14 protein-coding genes are annotated in these 13,420 nt (G+C 35.0%); 10 read left to right on the top strand and 4 right to left on the bottom strand.

Features of this window, described 5'->3' with window-relative positions:
- Positions 1-195 precede the first annotated feature (195 nt).
- Positions 196-513 carry a YlaH-like family protein gene (locus tag BLQ56_RS04945; protein ID WP_090850552.1) on the top strand — a complete coding sequence of 106 codons (318 nt, stop codon included), beginning with the start codon at positions 196-198 and terminating at the stop codon, positions 511-513.
- Positions 514-527: 14 nt separating this feature from the next.
- The gene (locus tag BLQ56_RS04940; protein ID WP_090850550.1) at positions 528-818 is read left to right on the top strand and encodes a hypothetical protein; all 291 of its coding nucleotides are present in this window, start codon (positions 528-530) and stop codon (positions 816-818) included.
- 26 nt (positions 819-844) lie between these two features.
- On the opposite strand, the gene BLQ56_RS04935 is transcribed toward BLQ56_RS04940, so the two are convergent.
- A complete protein-coding gene (locus BLQ56_RS04935; protein WP_090850548.1) occupies positions 845-1,045 on the bottom strand; it encodes a YlaI family protein in 201 nt (66 codons plus the stop codon).
- Positions 1,046-1,211: 166 nt separating this feature from the next.
- Between BLQ56_RS04935 and BLQ56_RS04930 the strand changes: the two genes are divergently transcribed.
- The gene (locus BLQ56_RS04930) at positions 1,212-1,676 is read left to right on the top strand and encodes a pyridoxamine 5'-phosphate oxidase family protein (protein WP_090850546.1); all 465 of its coding nucleotides are present in this window, start codon (positions 1,212-1,214) and stop codon (positions 1,674-1,676) included.
- Between the two features lie 218 nt (positions 1,677-1,894).
- On the opposite strand, the gene BLQ56_RS04925 is transcribed toward BLQ56_RS04930, so the two are convergent.
- Entirely contained in the window at positions 1,895-2,488 is a 594-nt protein-coding gene (locus BLQ56_RS04925) for a YhcN/YlaJ family sporulation lipoprotein (RefSeq protein ID WP_090851303.1), read from the bottom strand.
- Positions 2,489-2,764: 276 nt separating this feature from the next.
- Here BLQ56_RS04925 and BLQ56_RS04920 point away from each other — a divergent pair, with 276 nt between their 5' ends.
- Positions 2,765-4,093, top strand: coding sequence for a PhoH family protein (locus BLQ56_RS04920; RefSeq protein ID WP_090850544.1), 1,329 nt, complete (start codon positions 2,765-2,767; stop codon positions 4,091-4,093).
- A 94-nt stretch (positions 4,094-4,187) separates the two neighbouring features.
- On the opposite strand, the gene BLQ56_RS04915 is transcribed toward BLQ56_RS04920, so the two are convergent.
- Positions 4,188-4,685, bottom strand: coding sequence for a molybdopterin-binding protein (locus tag BLQ56_RS04915; protein WP_090850542.1), 498 nt, complete (start codon positions 4,683-4,685; stop codon positions 4,188-4,190).
- Positions 4,686-4,943: 258 nt separating this feature from the next.
- Between BLQ56_RS04915 and BLQ56_RS04910 the strand changes: the two genes are divergently transcribed.
- Positions 4,944-5,225, top strand: coding sequence for an Fpa/YlaN family protein (locus tag BLQ56_RS04910; protein ID WP_090850540.1), 282 nt, complete (start codon positions 4,944-4,946; stop codon positions 5,223-5,225).
- Between the two features lie 151 nt (positions 5,226-5,376).
- Positions 5,377-6,585 carry a putative lipid II flippase FtsW gene (gene ftsW / locus BLQ56_RS04905; RefSeq protein WP_090850538.1) on the top strand — a complete coding sequence of 403 codons (1,209 nt, stop codon included), beginning with the start codon at positions 5,377-5,379 and terminating at the stop codon, positions 6,583-6,585.
- A gap of 247 nt (positions 6,586-6,832) precedes the next feature.
- Here the strand turns inward: ftsW and BLQ56_RS04900 are convergent, their stop codons facing one another.
- Positions 6,833-7,792, bottom strand: coding sequence for a COX15/CtaA family protein (locus BLQ56_RS04900; protein ID WP_139163069.1), 960 nt, complete (start codon positions 7,790-7,792; stop codon positions 6,833-6,835).
- Between the two features lie 856 nt (positions 7,793-8,648).
- Between BLQ56_RS04900 and cyoE the strand changes: the two genes are divergently transcribed.
- From cyoE to ctaE, 4 genes are all read left to right on the top strand, one after another.
- Entirely contained in the window at positions 8,649-9,521 is an 873-nt protein-coding gene (gene cyoE, locus BLQ56_RS04895) for a heme o synthase (protein WP_238457194.1), read from the top strand.
- 296 nt (positions 9,522-9,817) lie between these two features.
- Positions 9,818-10,888, top strand: a complete 1,071-nt coding sequence (coxB, locus tag BLQ56_RS04890; protein ID WP_090850534.1) for a cytochrome c oxidase subunit II — start codon at positions 9,818-9,820, stop codon at positions 10,886-10,888.
- 33 nt (positions 10,889-10,921) lie between these two features.
- Positions 10,922-12,799 (top strand): cytochrome c oxidase subunit I, encoded by a 1,878-nt coding sequence (gene ctaD, locus BLQ56_RS04885; RefSeq protein ID WP_090850532.1) that lies wholly within the window; start codon positions 10,922-10,924, stop codon positions 12,797-12,799.
- Positions 12,799-13,419 (top strand): cytochrome c oxidase subunit III, encoded by a 621-nt coding sequence (gene ctaE / locus BLQ56_RS04880; RefSeq protein WP_090850530.1) that lies wholly within the window; start codon positions 12,799-12,801, stop codon positions 13,417-13,419. Before ctaD ends, ctaE begins: the two co-directional genes overlap by 1 nt.
- Position 13,420: the final 1 nt, after the last annotated feature.

The following is a 13,420-nucleotide window of genomic DNA, read 5'->3' as shown; positions in this document are numbered from 1 at the left end:
TTTAGTGTCTAGCTCCAGCGCCTAGCCCTTCGGGGTCATAAGTCAAATCACTCCAGAAATCAAGATTTCCTGCGTGTTTCGCCTTATGCCTGTCTGAGGCTGAACAAGGCGCTTGCGCTTTTCTTTTTGAGTAAAAGACTTGTTATCCATTTATCTTTTTGGTACGTTTATATGAGAATTAAAGGAGGAATTTACGTGGATATAAGTGATCGCTTATCCTTTTTTGCTAGTTTGTATAAAGTGGATGAAAATCCCGATTTAAATATGTGGTTCCTCTACCTGACTATTTTCGGATTATCTATTTTAGTTTACAAGCTAGGATTTGCTCAAAAGTTGCCCATTTTAAAGTCAGTCTTGATTTATCTGTTTTTAGGATTAGGATGCACGATCCTAACGTTTTTAGGGATATTCTTACCTGTAACGGAAGGGCTTGTAGTAGCTGCTCTTATATTAATCATATACAAAGTGCGTCTTTACCAATCTAAGAAACAAAATGTTCCACCTATAGAGTAGAGGAGTGATTGAGGGTGAATTCGATTCAGGATGCTCTATATAATTGGCTTACGATTAAGATTGTTGCAGATGCAAGACCAGATGACCATGCAGCAATAGAAACCTATGAGCTGTTTGATCAAATATTAATTAAGGAACATGGTGTAACCGATATTAAGATTATCAAAGACGATACGTTTTACCATCTTTCTTATTTGCTTCAAGATGAGCCGAAAAAAACAAGATTTCCAATTGAGTTAATTGATATAATGTACAATCAAATTGAACAAGAACCTGAAAAATATAAAAATTACCAAAAAAAATAAACCAAGTCAATTTTTGCTTGGTTTATTTACCAATCTTCTTCAGTTTGTTTCTTTCTATATAATTTAAATTTCCCTGTATCAATTCTTTGTTTTGTTCGTTCTTCAATTCGGGCATTACATTCATCACACATATATGTATGAATAGGTCTATTTCTCAATCGTTTGGCTATACTAGATTCATCTTTTATATTTTCGATTTTATCGCAAATCACACATTTTACTCTCATTTTAAACCCCTCTTAAAAAATTCAATTTCGATTATTACATTTCATGGTAAATCTTTTAATTAAGTATAACATGATAGATTGGTTAACTAAACAGGATTTTACTTAAATCTCTTTCATATGAAATAAAGAAAGGGTATGATGATTATAAAAACGGGAGGTTTTTTTTATGGCGAATCAAGTAGAGGATCGATTAGTAGATTCTTTAAAGAATTATTTACAAAGAGAGCGATTAGTAACTATATCAACGATAGATCATGTTACAGGAGGCCCTAATGTAAACGCTATCTCTTGGGTGTTCGCTTCAGATGAAAAGCAAATATTATTTGCAATTGATAGTCGTTCAAAGATTGTAAAAAATATTCTGCAAAATGAGCATGTTGTCATCACATTAATTGCTAACGATTCTATTTATTCAATAAGTGGCAAAACGGAAATTGTAAAAGAAATACTTGAAGGAGTTCCATTAAAATTATCGGCTGCTAGATTATCGATACAAGAAGTGAGAGATATAATGTTCTATGGTTCAAAGATTTCCTTAGAACCAGTTTATGAAAAGACATATGACGCTCTGGCTGCTGCAAAACTTGATAAGCAGGTGATGGAGGCATTAAAGGGAGGCTATTATAAGTAAAGGCTGTTTTCTCAAAGTTTACAAAATTGAAATGTTAGTTATAAGCAGGCTGAATACACGTAGACTCCTGCGGGACCTGTGGCCAAAGTGAGACCCCACAGGAGCTTTGGCGACGAAGGAGGCTCACTGGTCACCCGCCGGACGCGGAGTGTATTCAGACTGCGGCTTTCAAAGTAACAATTTATACGAAACAGCCTAATACTTATTTAGAGTTTAATTTAGTTTTGGTCTTTCATATGGTTCTTTGACTGATCCTGTTGTTCTTTCTCTAGTTCTTTTTGTTGAGACCCTTCGAGTTGATTGTTATTTGTATCTGTTGGATCTACGTTTTCGTTATTAATGATATCACTTGGGATATCTGGCATTAATCTTCCCACAATTTGTGCAAGTTCATCTAAAATACCACCAATAGGTCTGCCTTCTTGAATCTCATTACCCATTTGTCTTAAGCGCTCTACAGTATCTGCATCCGCTATAACGACTGCATTTGCACCATGTGGGTCATCCTTTAAACTCTCAGCGACTGAATATTTAATCGATTCTACTCTTGATCTGTCCATTTTTGAATTAACATCAATACCAACTACTGCATAATGTCCAAGCACAACAGCGGTTGCATCATTTACATCAGGTATGCTTGAAGCAAGGTCTACAAGATGTGCTGCAATCTCTTTTCCAGTTTTTTTGTCAACATGCTGATCTGTTGTATTTTTTACATGGATACGATCATCTTGATCTTGGGTAGCTTGATCTTTATTATTTGCACATCCAGTACTCAATAGTATTATTGTCACTATAAAAAGGATTGGTATTTTCTTCACGAAGTCCCTCCTCAAATCTTTTTGGATTTTTATAAGTTCCTAAATCTCTTTTTTTTTTGAAAACTATATATTTTTCTTTTTTATTGTTTAATATTTCTTCTATCTTTATGCATGTTTACATATATTTTTATCAATAGTCAGTCCATTCATCTTAAACTTCGTTGAAAATAATGAAGAACCCAAGAGAAAATCATACAACATAGAAACTAGGTGGACTTCTTTTCACCCTTAATTACAGAAAAAAAAGTCGGAGTAGGGGGCGAAAGTTTGAGTAAAATTTATGTATTGGATACGAATGTGTTATTGCAGGATCCGAGGTCCATTTTTTCATTTGAAGATAATGAAGTAGTCATTCCAGCGGTTGTGTTAGAAGAGGTGGATTCAAAAAAACGGTATATGGATGAAATAGGGCGAAATGCAAGACAAGTTTCTAAATTAATCGATAATATGAGAGAAACTGGTAAATTGCATGAAAAGATACCATTGGAAAATGGTGGTGTTCTTCGAATTGAATTGAACCACCGATCATTTCATCAATTACAGGATATCTTCGTAGAAAAGACAAATGATAATCGCATATTGGCGGTTGCTAAAAATTTGTCACTTGAAGAAGAAGAAAAAGAAAATGGAAGACCAGTTATTCTTGTTAGTAAAGATGCGTTAGTTAGGGTGAAAGCAGACGCTCTTGGATTACAAGCTGAGGATTTTCTAAGTGATCGTGTTGTTGAAGTTGATCACATTTATACCGGTTTAATTGATCTTTATATCAATAATGACCTCTTGGATAGGTTTTACGAAAAGGGTGAATTGAATGTAACAGAATTAACTAATCACCCATTTTATCCAAATCAGTTCATCGTAATGAAGGATTCCTTAGGTGGTTCAGCATCTGCAATAGGTGTTGTTGATTCAACAGGTAAGAAGGTCAAAAAACTAATCTTTAATCATGAGCATATATGGGGAATCAGATCAAGAAATGCGCAACAGACAATGGCGTTCGAACTATTGCTAAGAAAAGATATTCCGTTAGTTACTTTGATAGGTAAGGCGGGAACAGGAAAAACACTTTTGGCACTTGCTGCAGGTTTAATGCAGACAGAAGATTTGGGTGAATATAAAAAGCTATTAGTAGCCAGACCAATTGTTCCAGTTGGAAAAGATCTCGGTTTCTTGCCTGGTGAAAAGGAAGAAAAACTAAGACCATGGATGCAACCAATTTATGATAACTTGGAGTATCTATTTAATACGAAAAAACCGGGAGAACTTGATGCAATACTTGCTGGAATGGGTTCCATTGAGGTTGAGGCACTAACTTATATACGAGGAAGAAGTATCCCAGAACAATTCATTATTATTGACGAGGCACAAAACTTAACGAAACACGAGGTAAAAACAATTTTGACTAGAGTAGGAGAGAAAAGCAAAATTGTATTGATGGGGGATCCTGAACAAATTGATCATCCTTACCTAGATGAATATAACAATGGGCTCACTTACGTTGTTGAAAAATTTAAAGAGCAAAAAATAGCAGGTCATATTCGTTTAGTTAAAGGAGAGCGTTCGGGACTAGCACAACTTGCGGCTGACTTATTATAATGGTTAATTTCTTAGGCTTTAAGATTATTTAGTTTATAACAATGTAGAGGGGACTTACCCTTTGTTAAATGATGGTAGCCCCTCTTACTTAATGCTACTCAATAATAAATTTAGTTATACCTTTAATAGGGTTATGTCTATTAGAACCGTCACCAAAGTAAAAATGAACTGGCCCATCTTCTTTTAAGGGTTTTCCATTCAGTGAAAATCCAAGAATTGCATCAAATGCTTCTTGTAATGAAATTACTACGGTTTCAGTTGTTGTGACTATTTTCAAATTCTTTGCATCCTGAGTTGGTGAAGAGTGCTTTAGAAAGTCATGGAAATGAATCCCGAATGTTCCATTTAAGATCTCAGTTTTTTTAAATTTTTTCTCTGATTGGGTAGTTGGAGGTATAATAGCTCCTTCTTTAATTTCCCGGTCCCAATGTGCAGAAACCTCTTTTGTATATTTTTCTATAAGATTTTCACTTTTTTTTTCAGAATCAAAATATGTAGTAAGATCCACTTTCCTATCATCGAAAATCCAGACACCAGGGTCTAATGTAATATTATATTTGACATTTCCTGTCAATAAAATTATAGTCTCCACCTTAAATACCACCTTCCTTCCTAAAGTATAAGGAATTAAAATTAGTTTGTCACATGTTATAAATCCTTTTTATTATGAAAGTGTTTAAGTTAATTGGTTTTTCCAGATAATTGTTTATTTATCTTTTAAAAAATCTTATGATATATTAGTACTTCACTACCATATTATATTGTTTGATTTTCCTTGCTTTTTTACTATATTAGAGTTAATATTTATAGATAAGAAAAGGTAATCGCTCGTGAACGGAGGGGTTTTAACTTGGCGTCTGAGATTGCAATTGATCATCGTGAAAAAGCATATGCTATATTAAAAGCTGATGCTGATAAAATATTAAAATTGATAAAGGTTCAAATGGATAACCTCACAATGCCTCAATGTCCTTTATACGAAGAAGTTTTAGATACTCAAATGTTTGGGTTATCAAGGGAAATAGATTTTGCTGTAAGGTTAGGTTTAATTGAAGTTTCAGAAGGAAAAGATCTTTTAGATACATTAGAACATGAATTATCTTCTTTGCATGATGCTTCTACCCGGAAATAAAACAAACTACTCAAACTAAAAGCTAGTTTGAGTTTTTTTATGGTTTTTTTTATATGAAAGTTTGAAGTTATTGCAGGATAAATGCATCTTAAATCGAAGAAGTATAGTAAAATGGTTATATTGATTCTTTATAATGTTAGAGGCGATATTTATGTTAAAACGAATAATTAAATCTTATGATTACCCTTTAATCATAGCAGTTTGTTTACTCTGTCTTTTCGGACTAGTGATGGTATATAGTTCTAGTATGGTTTTAGCTGCAACAAAGTTTAGTAATCCAACCTTTTTCTTTGATCGACAGAAATTTTCCCTAATTCTTGGATTCCTTGGATTCCTAGCTACCATGGCTTTTCCTTATAAGGCGTATTCATATACGAAATTGTTAATTGCAATGGCTTTATTTTCAATAGGAATGCTCGTAATTGTATATACATTTGGGCACACCGCTAATAATGCTCAAAGCTGGCTAATGTTAGGGACAAGAGGTATTCAGCCTTCTGAGTTTTCAAAATTAAGTGTAATTATCTATTTAGCTGCGGTATACGCTAAGAAGCAGTCCTATATTGATCAATTTGATAAGGCAGTTATGCCACCGATTCTATTTACTTTGATAATATGTGGCTTTGTTGCTATCCAACCAGACATAGGAACAGCTTTTATCATTGGGATGATTGCTGTCACAATTATTCTTTGCTCTGGAATGGGTGGTAAGACATTGACTAAGTTGGCATTGCTAGCGATGATAGGTATAGGTATTAGTTCACCCATTATTATGATGCAATATGACAAAGTGTTTACAGAAGAAAGAATGTCAAGGTTTCATGGATTTATCGACCCGTTTGAAACGGAAGAGGATGCTGGTTATCAATTGGTAAATTCTTATATTGCTTTAGGTTCTGGAGGATTTACCGGCTTAGGGTTAGGGCAGAGTGTTCAAAAATTTGGGTATTTACCTGAAGCACATACCGATTTTATTATGGCTGTCATAGCTGAGGAATTGGGTGTGGTTGGTGTTTTATTTGTTTTGTTGCTTCTTTTATTCATTATACTGAGAGGGTTCATGATTGCTCGAAAATGCGAAGATCCTTTCGGAAGCCTCCTTGCGATTGGTATATCCTCAATGCTTGCAATACAGGCCTTCATTAATTTGGGAGGTTTAACTGGTATTATACCGATTACAGGTGTTACCCTACCTTTTATTAGTTATGGAGGCTCTTCTTTGATTTTGTTACTACTTTCTATGGGGATTCTTGTAAATGTATCAATGTTTGTTAATTATCATGATAACTATAGTCAGAAAACAAAAGAAAAAGTGCAGTATACCGAACCGAGATTCGCTTCGAAATATAGCTCACACTAACTAAATTAAACTGGTCATACAAGCAGGCTGAATACACGTAGACTCCAGTGGGACCAGTGACCAAAGTGAGACCCCACAGGAGCAGTAGCGACGAGGAGGCTCACTGGTCACCCGCCGGACGCGGAGTGTATTCAGCCTGCGGCTTTGCTAGCAACAATCTATATAAAAACATACTTTGATAAAATTGTTAAACTAAAAGAAGGGTAGTCCGAAAAAGTCTTAGACTTAATTGGACTACCCTTCCCTTTTATGATGTAATCGATGGATCATTGTCTTGTTTGTTTATATCACTCGCACTGTTGATTTTTTTACTTCTACATCGTGATGCAATTAATATTAAGTAGCTTAGTACACCGAACAGACAAGAAATAAACAATGCATGAGCAAGTGAAACGAATAGATTAAGATTTGTGTAAACAATAGTAGCTCCTGAAATCACCTGTAATGTAACTAAGGTACCACAGATTACCCAACTCCAGAAAATAACAGGTTGTCCTTTATAGTGTCTTACCGCATGTATAACTGCAATGATTATCCAGATAAAGATAATTCCCGCGGCTAACCGATGCCCCATTTGAATCCACTCATATGTAGTGGTCGGTAACCCAGGGTTGTCAAAATTACAAACTGGCCAATCAGGACAAGCTAGACTAGCACTCTTATGACGAACCAATGCACCAGTATAGACAACTAAGTAACTATAAATCGTAATTCCATAGATATGAAAATACATAACTTTATTTAATTGAACGGAATCAACACTAAATTTACGATCAACTTCAAATATTAAGAGTGTTAATAGAAAGACAGAGGCGAAGGATATAAGGGATATACCAAAATGTAATGCTAGAATCGCATCAGATTGGCCCCAAACTACAGCGGCAGCCCCAATCAAGCCTTGTAATAATAAAAAAGTAAATGATAGTATGGATAAAAACTTTACCTCTCTAATATGACCGATCGCTCTATAAGCCCACACAGATAATGTAAGAACCATTATTCCCACAGCACCAGATACGACTCTGTGACTCAATTCAATAATTAATTCGGGGGTAATGTTGCTAGGAACAAGTTGTCCATGGCATAATGGCCACGAGTCACCACATCCAGCTCCTGATTCAGTCTTGGTAACTAATGCACCACCAAGCAAAACGAATAACATTCCAATCGTTGTTAAAACAGCAAACCATTTTAGAAACCGCTGCACTAAATCCACCTTCTTCGTGTATGATTACATCCGTTAATTATAGCTATACCCTTAAGGAAGGAAGCTTTAGATTAACGATTCGTATCGTATGTTTTGGTATTTTTTGCGTTGTATAATAATATTACAAGCAGAAATTCTATCAAAAATATACGACTATAATGATATATTAATTTAAATGAAATATCAAAGTATAAATAATCCATCATACAATTATAGGTAAGGAAAATTTTGTTTCATTTACCTTAGTTTTTTTTATTGTTGAATCACAAAATTGGTTGAAAATTACGAGAGAGTTTGCTAGAAATATAAAGGGTTACTTTTTATAGAAGTTGTTCAATAAATAGCACATGTTGTATCCACTATAAACATTGTGGAAATAGTGAGATACCTTATCGGTTTTTCTTATTGATAAAATAGGTAAAGTGATATGTTTTTATATCTTACCGTGTATAATAGTTAATAGAGGGTATTAAAGAAAATAGGTCATAAAAAAGTCAAATATTATTCAAAAATTGTTCACAATTCCGGTAGAAAGTATGGTTTAATATACAAAGAAGGAGTTTTTTAATATAATTTATTGTAAAAGTTGTAAACTTCTTTATACTATAAAGACGTTGCTAATGTATTAAATGGATATATTAATTGCAAACGGTTATAAAATGGTGGATGGATCATATATAGATTTGTTTAAAAAATATTTCCTTAGTCAATGGACATAAAAGTTATAAAGACTAAAACGTTTCTGATGCAAATGCTATTTAAACATGATGTCCAATAAAAGGGAGGATTTAACATGGAAAATACGAGAACATTGCCTGATGCAGTTTCTCATATCGAAAAAATCAGTCCTCAGAAAATGGAAGAAAAAACCGTTTTCAAGGATTTTCTAGCGTTAATAAAGATTGGAATTGTAAATTCGAACTTTATCACAACCTTCACCGGTATTTGGTTAGCTTTATACTTTACTGGAGGAGGTTTATTAGAGAATTTGAGTACGGTCATTTTTACTCTAATTGGCTCTTCCTTAGTCATAGCTGGTTCCTGCGCTATAAACAATTATTATGATCGAGATATAGATCATTTAATGGAACGTACGAAGGATCGACCTACTGTGACCGGTAAAGTTACTCCTATACATGTTTTATACATGGGAATAATATTTACTTTTATCGGAACAGTTTTTCTTCTTTTTACTACAATTACAGCCACTATTATTGGGCTAGTTGGTTTTGTGACATATGTCTTTTTATATACAATGTGGTCAAAACGTAGATATACGATCAACACTGTCATCGGAAGTATTTCTGGAGCTGTACCGCCTTTAATAGGTTGGGCTGCAATTGATTCAAGTCTTCATGCAGTAGCATGGGTATTGTTTCTAATTATGTTTATCTGGCAGCCTCCACATTTTCTAGCAATTGCGATGAAAAGAAGTGAAGAGTACAGAAGGGCAGGTATTCCCATGCTGCCAGTAGTACATGGATTTGCTGTTACAAAAAGGCAAATGGTTGTGTGGGTAGCATGCCTATTACCTCTACCATTTTATCTATTTTCACTAGGTATTCCATTTTTAATACTTGCTACTCTATTGAATATAGGGTGGTTAGTGATTGGTATGATGGGATTTAAAATGCAGGATGATATTAAGTGGGCAAAGTATATGTTTGTATACTCACTTAACTATTTGACCATTCTGTTTGTAGCAATGGTAATTGTCACTGCTATTTAGAGTTTGACCTAGAATCTAGGGTAAACACTTATTAGGTAATTCTTTCTCCATGAAAATTATATATAGAAGGAATTTGTATCTCCTAGAAATTGAAACCATACTGTTATCTGTTTCTTGTTCAAATGATCCTTTGGGGCGCGGTATTTTTCGCGCCGTACATAAATTTAATGTGTATTCATGTTCTCACCTAAGGAACTATTGCGGAAATTTAGTTAAACATTGGGGATGGTAATAAATGGTATCGATTATAGGGTGATATTCAATCATTAAAATTGAAAGAGGGGTTTGATTTCGCTATGAAAAAATGGCTACCAAATATGCGCTTTTTTTCATTAATTGGTTTAATGGCGCTACTGTTAGCAGGTTGCGGTAAACCATATCTATCTACACTTCAACCAGCAGGTGAAGTTGCGGATATGCAGTATTCATTAATGTTATTGAGTACATCGATTATGGTTCTTGTAATTATTGTTGTATCTATTCTATTTATTTATGTACTAGTTCGATTCCGCCGTAAGAAAGGTGATGAAGCAATCATCCCTAAACAAGTGGAAGGCAGTCATAAACTTGAAATGATTTGGACTATTATTCCAATCTTATTACTTATTGTGTTTGCAGTCCCTGTTGTTTCAGCGACATTTAAATTAGCTGATGTTTCACCGATGGAAGAAGAGACAAGAGATGAAAATGCAATCATTGTAAATGTGACAGCTAATCTTTATTGGTGGGAATTTGAATATCCTGACCTAGGTGTCATAACTGCACAAGAACTAATTGTTCCTACAGATGAAAGAGTATATTTCAACTTAAAGGCTTCTGATGTGAAGCACTCATTCTGGATTCCATCAGTTGGTGGGAAAATGGATACAAACACAGATAACGTAAACAAATTTTGGTTAGAGTTTAGCCAAGAAGGTACTGATAAAGCTAATGGTCTTTTTTATGGCAAATGTGCTGAGCTTTGTGGACCATCACACGCATTAATGGACTTTAAGGTAAAGCCTCTACCAAGAGAAGAGTTTGATCAATGGGTATCTGATATGCAAAATGCTGAGGTAAGTGAGCCAGTAAATGAACTAGCTGCACAAGGTGAAGAGTTATTCACTCAATATAATTGTATAGCCTGTCACGCGATTGATACTGGTGAACAAAGACCAACTGCACCAAACTTAGCAAATTTTGGTGAACGTTCTAGTATAGCTGGTCGTTATGAGTTTACTGAAGAAAATCTCAAAAAATGGATAAAAGATCCAGAATCGGCTAAGCCTGGAAACAAAATGACAGGTAGCTATGATCATGAAGGTATGACAGAAGAAGAACTAGATGCGTTATCTGAATATCTTTTAAATCTTAAAGTACAAGATTAATTGTATTTATAAAAATAAAAGGGAGGTTACATAGTGAGTACGTTAACTCAGAAAAAAGGATTTGGCGCAACTGTTTGGGATTACTTAACAACAGTTGATCATAAAAAAATCGCCATCCTTTATCTTATCGCCGGTGGCTTCTTCTTCGTAGTCGGAGGACTTGAAGCAATGTTTATCCGGATTCAACTTGCTGTTCCGGATAATAATTTTGTAAGCGCAGGTTTTTATAATGAAATCTTAACCATGCATGGAACTACAATGATTTTCTTAGCAGCCATGCCATTGCTGTTTGCATTAATGAATGCTATTATGCCATTACAAATTGGTGCACGTGATGTGGCGTTCCCCTTTATTAATGCTCTAGGTTTTTGGTTATTCTTCTTCGGAGGAGTATTCCTTAATATGAGCTGGTTTTTAGGTGGGGCACCTGATGCAGGTTGGACTAACTATGCTTCATTAGCATTAGATTCGCCTGGGCATGGTATTGATTTTTATGTATTAGGTTTACAAATTTCTGGGATTGGTACCTTAATTGGTGGTATTAATTTCCTCGTAACAATTATTAATATGAGAGCTCCAGGAATGACTTACATGCGTATGCCTTTATTCACATGGTCTACTTTTGTAGCTTCTGCTCTAATATTATTTGCTTTTCCTCCATTAACAGTTGGGCTTGCACTTATGATGTTTGACCGATTATTCGGAACAGGTTTCTTTGTTCCTGAAATGGGTGGAAACACAATTATATGGGAGCACTTATTCTGGATCTTTGGTCATCCAGAAGTATACATTCTTGTTTTACCTGCTTTCGGTGTATTCTCGGAGATTCTTGCAACATTCTCGAGAAAAAGATTGTTTGGTTATTCATCAATGGTATTTGCGACTGTACTTATTGGATTCTTAGGATTCATGGTTTGGGCGCATCATATGTTTACAACTGGATTAGGTCCTATCGCAAACGCAATTTTCGCAGTAGCGACGATGGCCATCGCTGTTCCAACAGGAATCAAAATTTTCAACTGGATTTTAACAATGTGGGGCGGTCAGGTTACATTTACTGTTCCTATGCTTTATGCAGTTGCATTCATCCCATCATTTACAATGGGTGGAGTAACGGGTGTTATGCTTGCAGCAGCAGCAGCTGATTATCAGTTCCATGACACTTACTTTGTTGTTGCTCACTTCCACTATGTTATTGTTGGAGGAGTTGTCTTTGGTCTATTAGGTGGAGTTACCTATTGGTGGCCAAAAATGTTTGGTCGTATGCTAAATGATACATTAGGAAAATGGACTTTTTGGCTATTCTTAATTGGATTCCATTTAACATTCTTTATTCAACATTTCTTAGGTTTGATGGGGATGCCACGTCGTATCTTCACATTCCTACCAGGACAGGGGCTTGAACTTGGAAACTTAGTTAGTACTGTAGGTGCTTTCTTTATGGCGATTTCAACGTTAATCCTACTTATTAACATTGTGAAAACATCTATTAATGGTCCTATAGCAGAAGCTGATGCTTGGGGAGATGGTCGTACATTAGAATGGTCAATACCATCACCACCTCCTGAGTATAACTTTAAGCAAACACCATTAGTTAGAGGACTTGATGCATTATGGGTAGAGAAAATGGCAGGAAAGAAAGGTATGACACCTGCTGAACCAATTGGTGATATTCATATGCCAAATGGCTCATTCTTACCATTTACAATGTCTCTAGGACTGTTTATTGCTGCATTCGGATTTATTTATCAATTTGGTGATGAGCATGCTTGGGCAATCCCAGTCATATTCATTGGTATGGCAATTACCTTTGGTTCAATGTTCTTACGTTCAGTAATTGATGATCATGGATTCCATATTCATAAAGAAGATTTAATGGATGATGATGACAATAAGGGGGTTAAAGCATAATGCATGTTGAAGAAAAATTGACTGCAGAAACATTTCCTGCATCACCGGAAAAGGCAACCCTCGAAGGGAAAAATAAATTTTTAGGTTTTTGGTTATTTTTAGGTGGAGAAACGGTTCTTTTTGCTTCTTTGTTCGCTACATTCTTAGCACTCAGAGATAAAACGAATGGTGGACCTACTAGTCAAGATCTTTTTGAGTTACCTCTAGTCTTTTTTGCAACAATGATCCTTTTAACAAGCTCATTGACTAGTGTGTATGCTATGTATCATATGAAGAATTTTGACTTTAAAAAAATGCAATTGTGGTTAGGTATTACAGTACTACTAGGTGCTGGATTCTTAGCTCTTGAGATATATGAATTTAATCATTATATTCATCTTGAACATACTATTACTAGTAGTGCTTTTGGTTCAGCGTTTTACGTTTTGGTTGGAACTCATGGAGCACACGTTGCATTTGGATTACTTTGGATCCTTACGTTAATGTTTAGAAATGCTGGTCGTGGACTTGATTTATATAATGCACCTAAATATTATGTAGCAAGTCTTTATTGGCACTTCATTGACGTAGTTTGGATATTTATTTTCACAGTAGTATACTTAATGGGAATGGTGGGATAAA

It is taken from the genome of Litchfieldia salsa (assembly GCF_900104555.1).
GTDB classification, from domain to species: Bacteria; Bacillota; Bacilli; order Bacillales; family Bacillaceae_L; genus Litchfieldia; species Litchfieldia salsa.
This window is presented reverse-complemented; position numbering and strand designations above follow the sequence as displayed.

Excerpts from the sequence above, each read along its gene's own strand:
- ftsW (WP_090850538.1), top strand. The coding sequence starts at position 5,377 with ATGTTAAAACGAATAATTAAATCTTATGATTACCCTTTAATCATAGCA.
- BLQ56_RS04930 (WP_090850546.1), top strand. The coding sequence starts at position 1,212 with ATGGCGAATCAAGTAGAGGATCGATTAGTAGATTCTTTAAAGAATTAT.
- coxB (WP_090850534.1), top strand. The coding sequence starts at position 9,818 with ATGAAAAAATGGCTACCAAATATGCGCTTTTTTTCATTAATTGGTTTA.
- ctaE (WP_090850530.1), top strand. The coding sequence starts at position 12,799 with ATGCATGTTGAAGAAAAATTGACTGCAGAAACATTTCCTGCATCACCG.
- BLQ56_RS04935 (WP_090850548.1), bottom strand. The coding sequence starts at position 1,045 with ATGAGAGTAAAATGTGTGATTTGCGATAAAATCGAAAATATAAAAGAT.
- cyoE (WP_238457194.1), top strand. The coding sequence starts at position 8,649 with ATGGAAGAAAAAACCGTTTTCAAGGATTTTCTAGCGTTAATAAAGATT.